The 14521-nt window shown below is 71.7% G+C and carries 12 protein-coding genes; 5 read left to right on the top strand and 7 right to left on the bottom strand.

Translation table 11 applies throughout. The features are described from left to right. Positions 1–172: 172 nt before the first annotated feature. The 3 genes from ACZ4K2_RS18260 to ACZ4K2_RS18250 all read left to right on the top strand — a co-directional run bounded on the left by ACZ4K2_RS18260 (position 173) and on the right by ACZ4K2_RS18250 (position 4236). A complete protein-coding gene (locus tag ACZ4K2_RS18260; protein ID WP_467473906.1) occupies positions 173–1498 on the top strand; it encodes a PhoH family protein in 1326 nt (441 codons plus the stop codon). 435 nt (positions 1499–1933) lie between these two features. Then, on the top strand, positions 1934–2662 hold the full coding sequence (locus ACZ4K2_RS18255) for an aggregation-promoting factor C-terminal-like domain-containing protein (protein WP_467473904.1): 729 nt from the start codon (positions 1934–1936) through the stop codon (positions 2660–2662). 155 nt (positions 2663–2817) lie between these two features. Continuing rightward, positions 2818–4236 (top strand): AI-2E family transporter, encoded by a 1419-nt coding sequence (locus ACZ4K2_RS18250; RefSeq protein WP_467473903.1) that lies wholly within the window; start codon positions 2818–2820, stop codon positions 4234–4236. Between the two features lie 24 nt (positions 4237–4260). Here ACZ4K2_RS18250 and ACZ4K2_RS18245 read toward each other — a convergent pair whose 3' ends face one another. Together ACZ4K2_RS18245 and ACZ4K2_RS18240 are read right to left on the bottom strand one after the other, a co-directional pair. Next, positions 4261–4794, bottom strand: coding sequence for an alkyl hydroperoxide reductase (locus ACZ4K2_RS18245; RefSeq protein ID WP_467473901.1), 534 nt, complete (start codon positions 4792–4794; stop codon positions 4261–4263). 3 nt (positions 4795–4797) lie between these two features. Beyond that, a complete protein-coding gene (locus ACZ4K2_RS18240; RefSeq protein WP_467473900.1) occupies positions 4798–5352 on the bottom strand; it encodes a peroxiredoxin in 555 nt (184 codons plus the stop codon). Positions 5353–5484: 132 nt separating this feature from the next. On the opposite strand from ACZ4K2_RS18240, the gene ACZ4K2_RS18235 reads away from it, so the two are divergent. Next, positions 5485–6438, top strand: coding sequence for a LysR substrate-binding domain-containing protein (locus ACZ4K2_RS18235; protein WP_467473898.1), 954 nt, complete (start codon positions 5485–5487; stop codon positions 6436–6438). A gap of 591 nt (positions 6439–7029) precedes the next feature. Here the strand turns inward: ACZ4K2_RS18235 and ACZ4K2_RS18230 are convergent. From ACZ4K2_RS18230 to ACZ4K2_RS18210, 5 genes are all read right to left on the bottom strand, one after another. Further along, a complete protein-coding gene (locus tag ACZ4K2_RS18230) occupies positions 7030–9375 on the bottom strand; it encodes an ABC transporter permease (protein ID WP_467473897.1) in 2346 nt (781 codons plus the stop codon). Next, on the bottom strand, positions 9372–10061 hold the full coding sequence (locus tag ACZ4K2_RS18225) for an ABC transporter ATP-binding protein (protein ID WP_467473895.1): 690 nt from the start codon (positions 10059–10061) through the stop codon (positions 9372–9374). Before ACZ4K2_RS18225 ends, ACZ4K2_RS18230 begins: the two co-directional genes overlap by 4 nt. Beyond that, positions 10058–10582, bottom strand: a complete 525-nt coding sequence (locus tag ACZ4K2_RS18220; RefSeq protein WP_467473893.1) for a PadR family transcriptional regulator — start codon at positions 10580–10582, stop codon at positions 10058–10060. Before ACZ4K2_RS18220 ends, ACZ4K2_RS18225 begins: the two co-directional genes overlap by 4 nt. A gap of 143 nt (positions 10583–10725) precedes the next feature. Then, a complete protein-coding gene (locus ACZ4K2_RS18215) occupies positions 10726–10977 on the bottom strand; it encodes a type II toxin-antitoxin system antitoxin (protein ID WP_467473892.1) in 252 nt (83 codons plus the stop codon). Continuing rightward, on the bottom strand, positions 10974–11924 hold the full coding sequence (locus ACZ4K2_RS18210; protein WP_467473890.1) for an SPFH domain-containing protein: 951 nt from the start codon (positions 11922–11924) through the stop codon (positions 10974–10976). Before ACZ4K2_RS18210 ends, ACZ4K2_RS18215 begins: the two co-directional genes overlap by 4 nt. Before the next feature lie 214 nt (positions 11925–12138). Between ACZ4K2_RS18210 and ACZ4K2_RS18205 the strand changes: the two genes are divergently transcribed. Next, positions 12139–14514, top strand: coding sequence for a transglycosylase domain-containing protein (locus tag ACZ4K2_RS18205; RefSeq protein ID WP_467473889.1), 2376 nt, complete (start codon positions 12139–12141; stop codon positions 14512–14514). The last annotated feature ends 7 nt before the right edge of the window (positions 14515–14521 follow it).

The following is a 14521-nucleotide window of genomic DNA, read 5'->3' as shown; positions in this document are numbered from 1 at the left end:
GGCGGCACGGGGCCGTCCGCCCGGGAGGCCCTTTGCACCAGCCCGACCGTGCGGTCTCGGCACGGAAGCAGCCGCGGAGGGCCGGTTCACGGCCCGCCGTGCGCGGGGGCCAGATACCGGTCCAGCCTCACTTCGTCGCTCCCCGACCTCATCCGAGGGGGTACGTCCTTCCGTGGTGACCAGCACAAAGCGCTACAAGCCCGACCGGCGCACGTATGTTCTCGACACCAGCGTCCTGCTGGCCGATCCGAACGCCCTGACCCGATTCGACGAGCACGAGGTCGTGCTCCCCATCGTCGTGGTCACGGAGCTGGAGGCCAAGCGGCACCATCCCGAGCTCGGCTACTTCGCCCGCCAGGCCCTGCGGCTGCTGGACGACTACCGGGTGAAGAACGGCCGCCTCGACGCCCCCATCCCGATCGGGGACCTCGGCGGGACGGTCCGGGTCGAGCTCAACCACTCGGACCCCAGCGTGCTGCCCACCGGCTACCGCCTGGGGGACAACGACTCCCGCATCCTCGCGGTGGCCCGCAATCTCCAGGCCGAGGGGTTCGACGTCACCGTCGTGTCGAAGGACCTGCCGCTCCGGATCAAGGCGTCCTCGGTCGGTCTCCTGGCCGAGGAGTACCGGGCCGAACTCGCCATCACGGAGAACTCCGGGTGGACCGGGATGTCCGAACTCACCCTCTCGGGTGAACAGGTGGACATTTTGTTCGAGGAGGGGCACGTCTACGTGCCCGAGGCGTCCGGCCTGCCCGTGCACACCGGCCTGACCATCCAGTCCGAGCGCGGCAAGGCGCTCGGCCGGATCACCGCCGAGGGCAACGTCCGCGTGGTGCGCGGTGACCGGGAGGCGTTCGGCATCAAGGGCCGCAGCGCCGAGCAGCGGATCGCGCTCGACCTGCTCCTCGACCCGGACGTCGGCATCGTCTCGATGGGCGGCCGGGCCGGCACGGGCAAGTCGGCGCTGGCGCTGTGCGCGGGCCTGGAGGCGGTCCTGGAGCGCCGCCAGCACCGGAAGGTGATGGTCTTCCGCCCGCTGTACGCGGTCGGCGGGCAGGAACTGGGCTATCTGCCGGGCTCCGAGGCGGAGAAGATGAGCCCGTGGGCGCAGGCCGTCTTCGACACCCTCTCGGCGGTCACCAGCCGCGAGGTCATCGAGGAGGTCACCGCGCGCGGGATGCTGGAGGTGCTCCCGCTCACCCACATCCGCGGGCGGTCCCTGCACGACGCGTTCGTGATCGTCGACGAGGCGCAGTCACTGGAACGGAACGTCCTGCTGACGGTCCTGTCCCGGATCGGCGCCAACTCCCGGGTCGTCCTCACCCACGACGTGGCGCAGCGGGACAACCTGCGGGTGGGCCGCTACGACGGTGTCGTGGCCGTCGTGGAGAAGCTGAAGGGGCACCCGCTCTTCGCTCACGTCACGCTGACCCGGTCCGAGCGGTCCCAGATCGCGGCGCTCGTCACCGAGATGCTGGAGGACGGCCACATCTGACCCCTCCGGCCCCGGCGCGACGACCGTGAGCGCCGCCCGGCAAAGGCCACGAGCCTAGCCGGGCGGCGCCGCGCTGCGTGGGAGATTTCTGAAACCCCCTGGGCCAAACGGGATGTGAGCTTTCACACGCAACACAGAATTGCCACCCGGTATCCGGTTACGGCAAAGTCTCAGTCCTGTCAGGCCCCGCATACGACACACCTGTACCCCTAGGGGTGCCCCCACACGTTAAGCGTGGGGGAGGTACGGCACCACCGAAGCACGCCTTCAACTCCATAGCGTCGTCGTATGCCGCCCGCGCACCACGCGGCGCTCCCCTCGGGGGAGTTGCCCACCGGGCCCGCGCCTCCGTGACCCGCAGTTGGGAGGCCAGTGTCAGGGGCACGATTGCGTCCGCCAGGGTCACCGAAGCGGGCGGTGCTGGAAGGAAACCGTGTGAGCCGGATTTCGGTCCGGGGACTCGCAGTGGCTTCGGCCACCGCGGTCACCGCCGTCGGAAGCGTCGTGGGCGTTGCCTCGGGCAGCGTGGCGCAGAACAACAACGACGCCGAGGCGACGGCAGCCGACACCACGCTCCTCGCGGACATCCCCGCGGGTTCGCAGGCGCAGGTGCAGACGGCGTCTCTGACGCAGCAGGCCGACGCGCAGGCCATCGCCGCGGACGCGAGCGCCAAGAAGGACGCCGAGGAAGCGGCCCGCAGGGCCGCCGCCGACACCGCGATCGCCAAGAAGGCCGAGGCGCAGAAGGCCGAGGCCGAGAAGGCGGAGAAGGCCGAGAAGGAAGCCAAGGAGCGCGCCGAGGCGAAGGCGGCGGAGGCCACCAGCCGCAGCGACGTCCGGGACTCCTCCAGCTTCCCGACCCAGTCCAGCTACTCCGTGGGCCAGATCCAGTCCATGGCGCGCCAGATGGTGGCCGGCGACCAGTTCCAGTGCTTCAGCAACATCGTGGACCACGAGTCCAGCTGGAACTACCAGGCGGTCAACGCCTCCTCCGGTGCCTACGGTCTCTTCCAGGCCCTGCCCGCCGGCAAGTACGCCTCGGCCGGCGCCGACTGGCAGACCAACCCGGCGACCCAGATCAAGTGGGGTCTCGGCTACATGAACGAGCGGTACGGCAGCCCCTGCCAGGCCTGGTCGTTCTGGCAGGCCAACCACTGGTACTAGACCGGCCGGCCACCACACCCGACATCGCGCAGCCCCTCCCCGTCCCCGGGTGAGGGGCTTTCGCACTGTACGGTCGTATGCGAACGGCTCCAGGGGGAACGGCTCCAGGGGGGAGTGGCGACGAGCGCCCGGGAACGCGGGGAAGAGGACGGATGATGTCGCGAGTGCCAGGGTGGCTCGGCCGGCTGGGAGCCGGCCTCAGCGAGATGGGCGAGCGCCTCGACGAGCGCCGCGCCGAGGTCGAGCAGGACACCGGGACCATCGGCCGGCCCCGGCGCGAACCGGCCGACACGCCTTCCGACAAGGCCCCGCCGGTGCGCCGGTCCGGGCCCCCGCCCGGCCCGCGTCCCGACCCGGCCCAGGCCGTGCCCTGGGGGGTGCGGGTCGCCGCCGAGGCGGGCTGGCGGCTGCTGGTGCTGGCCGGCACCGTCTGGGTGCTGATGCGGATCATCAGCGCCGTCCAGCTCGTGGTGTTCACCTTCGTCATCGCCCTGCTGGTCACCGCGCTGCTCCAGCCGACGGTCGCCCGCCTGACCCGCCGCGGCGTGCCGCGCGGTCTGGCCACCGCGCTCACCGCCATCAGCGGCTTCGTGGTGATCGGTCTCATGGGCTGGTTCGTGACCTGGCAGGTCATGGAGAACATCGACACGCTCTCCACCCAGATACAGAGCGGCATCGACGACCTGCGCAACTGGCTGCTGAAGAGCCCGTTCCACGTCACCGACAAGCAGATCAACCAGATCGCCAAGAACCTCCGCGAGGCGATCGGCGCCAACGCCGACCAGATCACCTCCGCCGGCCTGGAGGGCGTCCAGGTCATAGTCGAAGCCCTCACCGGCATCCTGCTGGTGTTCTTCTCGACGCTGTTCCTGCTCTACGACGGCAAGCGGATCTGGGAGTGGTTCCTCAAGCTGGTGCCCGCCGCGGCCCGACCGGGCGTGGCCGGTGCCGGCCCGCGCGCCTGGCGCACCCTGACCGCCTACGTCCGCGGCACGGTCCTGGTCGCCCTCATCGACGCCGTCTTCATCGGTATCGGCATCTACTTCCTGAACGTGCCGATGGCCGTGCCGCTGGCCGTGTTCATCTTCCTGTTCTCGTTCATCCCGCTGGTCGGCGCGGTCGCCTCCGGGGCGCTCGCGGTGATCGTGGCGCTGGTGACCCAGGGTGTGTTCGCGGCCGTCATGACCCTGGTGGTGGTCCTCGCGGTCCAGCAGATCGAGGGGCACGTCCTCCAGCCGTTCATCCTCGGCCGGGCGGTCCGGGTGCACCCGCTGGCGGTCGTGCTGACCGTGGCCGCCGGCGGCATGGTGGCCGGCATCGGCGGCGCGGTGGTGGCCGTACCGCTGGTGGCGGTCACGAACACGGTGGTGGGCTATCTGCGGCAGTACGCGCACGACCAGCGGACGGCGGGCGACGCCGGGCACGCGCCGGCCGGTGCCGGGCAGCCGTCGGCCGACGGCGAGCGGTCGCCGGCCGCCGACGGGGAGACCGCGCCCGCGGCGGAGCCGGCCCGGACCGGCGGGGGCGCCGGGAGCGCGCCGGAGAACGGCGAAGGCCCCGCCCACCAGGAGTGAGCGGGGCCCCGTGGCGCGACGGGCCTATTCGGCCAGCACGGCCTCGGCCTCCAGCGTGACGCCGACGGCCTGCACGACGGAGGCGATCTTGAACGCCTCCTGCACGGTCTCGCGCTCCACACCGGCCTTGCGCAGCACCTGCTCGTGCGAGTCCAGGCACATGCCGCAGCCGTTGATCGCGGAGACCGCGAACGACCACAGTTCGAAGTCGACCTTCTCCACGCCCGGGTTGCCGATGACGTTCATCCGCAGGCCCGCGCGCAGGGTGCCGTACTCGTGGTCCGACAGCAGGTGGCGCGTGCGGTAGAAGACGTTGTTCATCGCCATGACGGCGGCGGCGGCCTTGGCGGCCTGGTACGCCTCCGGCGACAGGTTCGCCTTCGCCTCCGGCTCCAGCTCACGCAGCACGATCGGGGAGCGGGAGGCGATGGCGGTCGCCAGCACCGTGCCCCACAGCTGCTGGGCGGGCAGGTCCGAGTTGCCGATGACCGAGCCCAGGTTGAGCTTCAGGTCCTTGGCGTAGTCCGGGACGCGGGACTTCAGCGAGTCGAGCGACATGGGTCACTCACCAGCCAGCAGCGCGACCGGGTCCAGGGTCTCGTCGCCCTTGCTCCAGTTGCACGGGCACAGCTCGTCGGTCTGGAGGGCGTCCAGGACCCGCAGGACCTCCTTGGGGTTGCGGCCCACGGAACCGGCGGTGACCATCGTGAACTGGATCTCGCGGTTCGGGTCCACGACGAAGACGGCGCGCTGCGCGAAGCCGTCCTCGCCCTCGATGCCGAGCTCGCGCATCAGCTCGTGCTTGGAGTCGGCCATCATCGGGAACGGCAGGTCGGTCAGGTCCGGGTGGTCCTTGCGCCAGGCGTGGTGGACGAACTCGGAGTCACCGGAGAAGCCGAGGATCTGCGCGTCGCGGTCGGCGAACTCGTCGTTCAGCTTCCCGAACGCGGCGATCTCGGTCGGGCACACGAACGTGAAGTCCTTGGGCCAGGCGAACACCACCAGCCACTTGCCCTCGTAGGACTTGTGGTGGATCTGCTCGAACTCCTTGCCCTTCTCCATCGAGACGCAGGCGGTCAGTTCGAACTCGGGGAACTTGTCACCGACAGTGAGCACAGGCTCTCCTTGCAGCGAAGAAACTTCCCTTTTGGGGCGTTTCCCATGGGTTGGACTGTGTTGATGTTGGCACAGGGTGCATTGATTACGGAAATAGCTACACTCGGTCGTGTTGATCGGAGGGAGCTATCAGTGTCGGTGGGTAACAGCAAGCGCAGGCAGCCGAGCCTGTCCCAGCTCAGGGCGTTCGCCGCGGTGGCCGAGCACCTGCACTTCCGGGACGCGGCGGCGTCCATCGGGATGAGCCAGCCCGCCCTGTCCGGCGCGGTCTCGGCACTGGAGGAGACCCTGGGCGTGACCCTCCTCGAGCGTACGACGCGCAAGGTGCTGCTCTCACCGGCGGGGGAGCGGCTGGCGGTGCGGACCAAGGCGGTGCTCGACGAGGTCGGCGCGCTGCTGGAGGAGGCCGAGGCGGTCCGGGCGCCCTTCACGGGCGCGCTGCGCCTGGGGGTGATCCCCACGGTCGCGCCGTACCTGCTGCCGGCCGTGCTGCGGCTCGTGCACGACCGCTATCCGCACCTCGACCTCCAGGTCCACGAGGAGCAGACCGCCAGCCTGATCGACGGCCTGACTTCCGGCCGCCTCGACCTGCTGCTGCTGGCCGTGCCGCTCGGCGTGCCCGGAGTGACCGAACTCCCCCTATTCGACGAGGACTTCGTGCTCGTCACCCCGCTCGACCACCGGCTCGGCGGCCGGGAGGGCATCCCGCGCGAGGCGCTGAAGGAGCTGAACCTGCTGCTCCTGGACGAGGGGCACTGCCTGCGCGACCAGGCCCTCGACATCTGCCGCGAGGCCGGCCGGGAGGACGCGCCGGTCACCACCACGGCGGCCGGCCTGTCGACGCTGGTGCAGCTCGTCGCGGGCGGCCTCGGCTGCACCCTGCTCCCGCGCACCGCCCTGAAGCTGGAGACGACCCGCAGCACCCAGTTGCTGACCGGCTACTTCGCCGACCCCGCGCCGAGCCGCCGGGTCGCCTTCGCCATGCGCGCCGGCGCGGCCCGGGCCGCGGAGTACGCCGAACTGGCCGCGGCCCTGCGCGAAATGCTGGGCGCCCTGCCGGTCCGGGTACTGACCGAGGCCCGCTGACCGGCCCGCCCCGACGTAGGACACGGACGGCCGGGCGACTCCGGGCGCACGCACACCACCGGGCCCCCCGCATGCCGGACGGCACCCGGGGGGCCCGGTGCGCATGATGTGAGCGGTGCGAAGCGGGACGGCTGCGCCGGGGAGGCGGTCGCCCGCGCCGGATCCCCCGGACCATCGCCCACTCCGGACGCCGTGCACACCGGCTGTACTGTGCGGTGGTGTTGGGCCGCGCGGCGGTGCCGGGCCGGCCGTGGCGTGCCGGGCCGGCCGTACGGCACCGGTCGCACCGCGCCTGGCCGATGCGTGCCTGGCCGGTGCGTGCCGGGCCGGTCGTGCGCGCCGGCTGGGCCGCGTCGGCTGGGCCGCGTCGGCTGGGCCGCGTCGGCTGGGCCGCGTCGGCTGGGCCGCGTCGGCTGGGCCGCGTCGGCCGTAGCGCGCCGGCCCGGCCGCGTCTGGCCGGGCCGGCTGTTCCGCACCGCGTCGGCGGCGCCGGTCCTTGCCGCCTCCGGGGGTGCGGCTCCGACCGTGCCGCGCCGGACCGGCCGGGGCAGGCCGGCCCAGGGGTGCCGGGCCGGCCTGCGGGTCGTGGGTCTACTCCGTTCGCAGGCCCTCCGGGCGCATCAGGCGGATCAGTGGGGGGAGGCTGAGCAGCGTGACCGCGAGGACCACCGCCGCGCCGGCGCCGGTCAGGGACAGTACGCCCGGCCAGTCCACGGAGATCGTCGCGCCCACCATCGTCAGCAGGACCGTGCCGAGCGTCAGCCCGACGACCGAGGCGAGCAGCAGCCCCAGGGCGATCGGGACCGTCGTCTGCCACAGCACCGACATGCTCAGGGTGCGCCGCCGGGTGCCGAAGGCGACCAGCGAGGACAGCAGCTTCCTGCGCTCGCGCAACTGCTCCAGTTGCGACACCAGCAGGCTGACGCCGATCAGCGCGAGCACGCAGAAGGCGCCGATGAACGTGCCGGTGCGGATCGAGGTGAACTTGTGCGACTGCTCGGTGGCCGACCACAGCACGACCTCCGCCTGCGCGTCGATCCGGGCCGCCGTGTTGCGGACGTACTCCTGCACGTCCGGCACCGACTCGTCGATCGTCACGTACACCGACGAGTTGAACCCCTTCGCCCCGTCGCGGCCGGGCGCGGCGCCCGGGGTCAGCAGGAAGCCGGCGATGTCGCCCCCGAGCGGGGAGGCGATCGCCCGGGCCCGCTTCAGACCGGCGGGGACGGTCCAGGTGATCTCCGGATGCTTCTCCATGCCGAAGTTCATGTCGAGCCAGAGCCTGCGGCCCGGCTTGGCCAGCTTCGCCAGATCGGCGTTCGAGGTGCGGTCGGACCCGCCGGTCACGAAGACGTCCCCGTCGTGGCAGCGGGGCAGCCGCGCCACCTCGCGCAGGGCGGCGCAGTCGCCGACCGTGACGCCGGTGGAGACGGTGGGGCCCTCGCCGCCCCAGCTCCGGTCGCCCACGTCGGACGAGCCCAGGGCGACGGCCTTGCGCACGCCCCGGGTGGCGGAGAACTCCGCGCCGGCCGGGCCGAAGGGAACCCCGCGGGGCAGGTTGACCTGGACCTGGGCCCGGGTGGTGTCCTGGCCGGTGTCCTTGGTGTAGTTGCCCTCGATGCCCGCGAACAGCATCTGCATGGCGATGGCCCCGGCCACCGCGACCGCGATGCCGTTCACCATGCGGGCCGCCGACCCGCTGCTGAGCTGGAGCCGTCGTACGGCCAGTTGCCAGGCCACTCCGCCCCGGCCCAGCCGGCCCACCACCACCTCGACGATCCACGGCAGCAGCGCCGTCACGCCGACGAGCAGCAGCAGGACACCGCCGACCACCAGGTACTGGTTGAAGTAGTCGGTGCGGCCCTGCCCGATCATCGGGGTGAGCATCGCGAGGCCGCCCAGCGGCAGCAGCATCCGCCACCACAGCCGACGCCGCCGGGGCTTGGCCGTGCGGACCACGCCCAGCGGCTCGATGACCACGCCGCGCAGCGCGAACAGGGTGACCAGCACCGCCGCCGCGGGGACGGTCACCGCGACGAGGGCGGCCAGCGCCGGCGTGGGGTTCAGCGAGCTGGGGAAGACGCTGATGTCCATGACCTGGACCGAGCCCGCGAGCTGACGGCCGAACAGGAAGAAGACGGTGCCGAAGACCAGCCCGACCAGCGCGCCGGCGAGCGCCTCGCCCGCCGCGATCCGCCGGGTCGACCGGCTGTCGGCGCCCACCAGCCGCAGCGCGGCCAGCCTGCGGTCGCGCCGCTCGCCGCCGAACCGCACGGCGGCGGCGATGAACACGGCGACCGGCATCAGCAGCACCACGAAGACGACCAGCACCAGCAGCACCAGGACGGGGTCCAGCCGGCTCTCCGGCCGGGGCTGCGTCGGGCCGAACTCGGTGATCCGGGCCGTCTGCCAGCCGTTGATCCGCGAGGCCAGGTCCTCCGCTCCCGCGTAGTAGGCGAGTTCGCGCGGTCCGACGAGTCCGCTCTCGCCGATCGTGCCGGTGATCCGGTACGGCAGCCGCTCGCGCAGCAGCCTGCCGTCCGGGGAGCCGAGCAGCTCCTTCAGCGCGGGGGAGACGACCATCTCGCCCGGCGCCGGATACTTCTCCAGACCCGGTGCGAGCGGTGCCCGCGGCCCCTCCGGCTCCACCAGCCGGCCGCGGACGTCGCTGCCGCGGAACTCCGAGTCGATGTCGGAGATGACCAGGGTGTCGGCGGCCTTGGGACGGCTGGGGCCGTAGGTGTAGTCCAGGCGGGCCTTCTCGCGTTCGTGCCGCACGGACATCACGTTCGGGACCGCGGTCGTCAGCAGCAGCAGCGCCACGCCCAGGCCGACGCCGACCGCCGTCAGCAGCATCCGGGTCCAGCCCTCGCGCCCGCCGGTGAAGGCGAACCGGGCCCCCAGGGCCAGGTCCCGGTACCACTGGCGCACGCTCATACGACCCGCTCCATGTCCCGGGACCTGCCGTCGCGCACGATGATCTCGCGGTCGGAGTAGGCGGCCACCCGGGCCTCGTGCGTGACCAGGACGACGGCGGCGTTGGTGGAGCGGGCCGCGTCGGTGAGCAGCTCCATCACGCGCTCGCCGTTCAGGGAGTCCAGCGCGCCGGTCGGTTCGTCGGCGAACACCACCCGGGGCCCGGTGACCAGGGCCCGCGCCACCGCGACGCGCTGCCCCTGGCCGCCGGAGACCTCGCCGGGCCGCTTCCCCATGAGGTCGTCCACCTCCAGGCGCGCCATCCAGGTGAGCGCGGTCCGCTCGGCCTCCTTGCGGGAGGTGCCGTTGAGGCGCAGCGGCAGGGCCACGTTCTCCACGCAGGTCAGCTCGGGGACGAGCTGGCCGAACTGGAACACGAACCCGAACTCGCTGCGGCGCAGGGCGCTGCGGTGGGCGTCGCTCATGCCGGCCAGCTCGCGGCCGTCGTAGCGGATGGACCCGGAGTCGGGGGGCACGATGCCGGCGAGGCAGTGCAGCAGCGTCGACTTGCCGGAGCCGGAGGGGCCCATCACGGCGACGACCTCGCCGGCGTGGATGGAGAACTCGGCGCCGTCGAGGGCGACCGTGGGGCCGTACGACTTGCGCAGGGCGTCGGCCGAGAGCAGGGAGCCGGGGGGAGGGGTCATCGGGCCACCGCCTCGCGGAGCTTGTCGAGGCGCGCCGCGGTCAGCTCCAGCCAGCGCAGGTCCGCCTCCAGGTGGAACAGGGCGTGGTCGCAGATCAGCTGGTCGGCGAGGTCGCCCCTGCGCTTGCGGTCGGTCAGGATCCGCATGCTCCGCAGGTGTTCGGCGCGCTGGGTGTCGAGGATGTCGGCCGCGTCGCGGTGGGTGAGGAGCGCGAGGACGACCTTGGTGTACAGGGTCGACTGGAGGTACTCCTCCGGCTTCTCCGGGGTGGCGAGCCAGCGCTCGACGTCGGTGACGCCGGCTTCGGTGATGGCGTACCGCTTGCGCTCGGGGCCGCCGCCCGCCTCGATCCCGTCGACTTCCACGAACCCGTGCTTCAGCAGCCGGGACATCGTGGAGTAGACCTGGCCGTAGTGCAGCGGCCGGTCGTGACCGAACTTCTCGTCGAAGGCCCGCTTGAGGTCGTAACCGTGGCGCGGGCCGGACTCCAGGAGCCCTAGGAGGGTGTGACCGATGGACATGCGCCCACTCTACACACCGTGTATACGCACTATGTATACCCGGAGCGCGCAGCGTGCGGCCCGGGGTGCGCCGGTGCAGGTGGGGAGCGATTGTCCTGGTTCGGTAACGGCCCGAGGCCCCGTCCCGGGTGTGGGGCGGGGCCTCAGGCCGACGGGGGTCCGGCGGGGGAGCCGCCCGGCGGCCGTCCCCGGCGCGGCAGCGGGCCCGTCTCCCGCGGCAGCCGCCCCGCCTCCGCCAGCGCCTTGCGCAGCAGGAACTCGATCTGCGCGTTGGCCGACCGCAGTTCGTCCCCGGCCCACCGGGCCAGTGCCTCGTACACCGAAGGGTCCAGCCTCAGCAGCACCTGCTTGCGCTGCTGGGGCCGGCGCTTCGGGGCCTCGGGGGAGTCCGTCACTGGTAGAGGGTCCCGGTGTTCAGGACCGGCTGCGGGGCCCGGTCGCCGCACAGGACCACCATCAGGTTCGACACCATCGCCGCCTTCCGCTCGGCGTCCAGCTCCACGATGTCCGCCTCCGAGATCCGGGCCAGGGCCGCCTCGACCATGCCCACGGCGCCGTCGACGATCTGGCGCCGGGCGGCGACGACCGCGCCGGCCTGCTGCCGCTGGAGCATCGCCGAGGCGATCTCGGGAGCGTACGCGAGGTGGGTGAAGCGCGACTCGACGACCTGCACACCGGCCGCCTCCACCCGCGCCTGCAGTTCGACGGCCAGCTTCTCGGTGATCTCCTCGGCGTTCCCGCGCAGCGACAGGCCGTCCTCGTCGTGGGCGTCGTAGGGGTACTCGATGGCGATGTGCCGCACGGCCGTCTCGGTCTGCGTGGCGACGAACTCGGCGTAGTCGTCGACCTCGAAGGTGGCCTGCGCGGTGTCCCGCACCTTCCACACCACGACCGAGGCCAGCTCGATCGGGTTGCCGTAGGCGTCGTTGACCTTCAGCACGGCGGTCTCGTGGTTGCGCACCCGGGTGGAGATGCGGGTGCGGGAGGTGAAGGGGTTCACCCAGCGCAGGCCGTCCTGGCGGATCGTGCCCCGGTAGCGCCCGAAGAGCTGGACGACCCGCGCCTCGCCCGGCGCGACCGTGTTCAAGCCGCGCATCGCGATCACCGCGGCGAGGAAGACGGCGATGCCGGCGGTGACGAGGCCGGCCCGGGCGCCGGTGCCGGAGACGGCCGAGGCGGCGGCGAACAGGGCGGCCGCGGCGCCCAGGCCGATCAGGCCGAGCAGCAGGGCGAGCCCGCCGCCGATGCTGTGCGCGGTGAACTCCCGGACCCCCGGGGCGGGCATCTCGGGGACGTCGGCGGTGGCGGCCGGCTCGGTGGTGGCCGGTTCTGCGGTGGACATAGGGGACCCCCCGTGTTCTCGTGCCTAGCTCGGTTCTAGCTAAGTGATATCACTTTAAGCGGTAAGGCAACCCTGCGCCAGTGCCGGCCGTCGGTTCCGGTGAGGCGGGTGCTGATTCTCACGTCCCTAAAAGGGTGGATCGCACGCCCTTTGTCATATAGGCGGGTGTTAGCTTTCGGAGCTGACCCCGACACGGAAGCGAGCGTAGGGACGCATGGGACGAGCGGAAGAGAGACGAGCGCACCGGCGCGGTGGCCGCCGCGCGGCGCCCAAGCGCCGCCGCTCCACCCCCGAGGCGGGCGGCGAGTCCGCGGCCGCCGGCAAGCCCGCCAAGAGCCTCCTGCGCCGGATGTTCGGCTGGAAGAAGATCCTCGGCACCTTCCTCGGGGTCTGCCTGCTGGCCGTCCTGGCCTTCATCGGCCTGTACCTGTACGTGGACATCCCCGAGGGCAACGCCGCCGCCCAGCGGCAGAGCAACATCTACAAGTTCAGCGACGGCACGATCCTGGCCCGCGACGGCGAGGTCAACCGCGAGATCGTCGACCTGTCCAGGGTGCCCCGCAAGGTCCAGCTGACCTTCGTCGCCGCCGAGAACAAGAGCTTCTACCACGACGCCGGCGTCGACTTCCGGGGCACCGCCCGCGGCCTGCTCAACACGCTGTCCGGCAAGGGCAAGCAGGGCGGTTCGACGATCACCCAGCAGTACGTGAAGAACTTCTACCTCAACCAGGACCAGACCGTCACGCGCAAGCTGAAGGAACTGGTGATCTCGCTGAAGGTGGACCGCGAGAAGTCCAAGGACGACATCCTCGCCGGCTACATCAACACCAGCTACTACGGCCGCAACGCCTACGGCATCCAGGCCGCCGCCCAGGCCTACTTCCGCGTCGACGCCCAGGACCTCACCGTCGAGCAGGGCGCCTACCTCGCCTCCCTCCTCCAGGCACCGAGCCAGTACGACTGGGCGGTCGCCAGCCCCACCGGCAAGAAGCTGGTGACGGAGCGCTGGAACTACGTCCTGGACAACATGGTCGAGGAGGGCTGGCTGCCCAAGGCCGAACGCACGGCCGTGCACTTCCCGAAGATCAAGGAACCCAAGGGCGCCCCGGGTCTCGACGGGCAGAAGGGCTACCTGGTCGAGCTCGCCAACCACCAGCTGGAACAGCAGCTCATGACCGAGCAGGGCCTGACCCCCTCGCAGGCCGAGAGCGCGGTCGTCGAGAACGGCTGGACCATCACCCTCAACGTCGACCGCAAGAAGCAGGCCGCGCTGGAGCAGGCGGTCAAGACCGAACTGACCGCCAGGCTCGACAAGAAGGTACGCAGGGTCGACAACGACGTCCAGGCCGGCGCCGTCTCCGTCGACCCCAAAAACGGCAGGATCGTCGCGCTCTACGGCGGCGAGGACTACTACAAGCACTACTACAGCAACGCCACCCGCAAGGACTACCAGCCCGCCTCGACGTTCAAGCCGATCATCCTCGCCGCCGGACTGGACGAGGGCGCCACCACCCAGGACGGCCGGCCGATCACCGCCGACACGGTCTACGACGGCACCAGCCGCCGCCCGGTCCTGGACCACGGCGCCAAGGCCGGGTTCGCGCCGCCGAACGAGGACGACCGGGACTACGGCGAGATCACCGTCCAGCAGGCCATGAACGCGTCCGTCAACTCCGTCTTCGCGCAGATGGGCGTGGACGTGGGCATGGACAAGGTCATGGGCACCGCGAGCCGGCTCGGCATGGACACCAAGGGCATGCAGGCCGTACCCGCCCAGACGCTGGGCTCCATGGGCGCCAGCCCGCTGGAGATGGCCGGGATCTACGCCACCTTCGACAACCACGGCCACAAGGTGACCCCGTCGATCGTGAAGTCGGCCGAGAGCAAGAGCCGCTCGGTCCACATCCCGGACGCGGTCGGCGGCCCGGTCCTCAGCCGCACGGCGGCCGACACCGTGACCTCCGTGCTCACCGGCGTGGTCGACGACGGCACCGCCCAGACATCGGTGGCGGGCAACCCGCTGCGCGACGGCCAGCAGGTGGCGGGCAAGACGGGTACGTCCGACTGCAACCGCTCCGCCTGGTTCACCGGCTACACCCCCGACCTGGTGACCTCCGTCGGCCTGTTCGGCGAGGCGGACAAGTCCGGCGGCACCGGCTGCGAGGGCGAGCCGATCAAGAAGGGCGCCCACGTCTCGCTGCGGGGCGCCATGGGCGGCGGCCGCGTCGACGGCGGCGGACCGCCCGCGAAGATCTGGGCCGCCTACACCTTCGGCGTGACCGACGGCGCCGGGTTCGACCTGGACACCACGCAGGGCGCGGCCGTCGCGCCGACCGAGACGCCGACCTACACCCAGCCCCCGCCGTCCCGGACGCCGTCGCAGACCCCCTCGCAGACGCCGTCGCAGACCCCGTCCGAGACGCCGTCGACCTCCCGGACGCCCTCCCAGACCCCGCCGTCCCGGACGCCGTCGCAGACCCCCTCGCAGACGCCGTCCGAGACGCCGACCAGCGAGCCGCCGACCTCCCCGAGCACCCCCGAGGACCCGCTCGACCCCAGCGGCGGCCTCGGTCAGCAGGAGCAGCAGTAGGCACACA

This window comes from Streptomyces sp. NPDC025833, from assembly GCF_055558055.1.
The sequence above is the reverse complement of the archived record's forward strand: the minus strand, read 5'-3'. Positions and strand labels throughout refer to the sequence as shown.

What these genes read in the sequence shown, in the direction of transcription:
- ACZ4K2_RS18250 (WP_467473903.1), top strand. Translation starts at nt 2,818, where the DNA reads ATGTCGCGAGTGCCAGGGTGGCTCGGCCGGCTGGGAGCCGGCCTCAGC.
- ACZ4K2_RS18245 (WP_467473901.1), bottom strand. Translation starts at nt 4,794, where the DNA reads ATGTCGCTCGACTCGCTGAAGTCCCGCGTCCCGGACTACGCCAAGGAC.
- ACZ4K2_RS18230 (WP_467473897.1), bottom strand. Translation starts at nt 9,375, where the DNA reads ATGAGCGTGCGCCAGTGGTACCGGGACCTGGCCCTGGGGGCCCGGTTC.
- ACZ4K2_RS18225 (WP_467473895.1), bottom strand. Translation starts at nt 10,061, where the DNA reads ATGACCCCTCCCCCCGGCTCCCTGCTCTCGGCCGACGCCCTGCGCAAG.
- ACZ4K2_RS18220 (WP_467473893.1), bottom strand. Translation starts at nt 10,582, where the DNA reads ATGTCCATCGGTCACACCCTCCTAGGGCTCCTGGAGTCCGGCCCGCGC.
- ACZ4K2_RS18210 (WP_467473890.1), bottom strand. Translation starts at nt 11,924, where the DNA reads ATGTCCACCGCAGAACCGGCCACCACCGAGCCGGCCGCCACCGCCGAC.
- ACZ4K2_RS18205 (WP_467473889.1), top strand. Translation starts at nt 12,139, where the DNA reads ATGGGACGAGCGGAAGAGAGACGAGCGCACCGGCGCGGTGGCCGCCGC.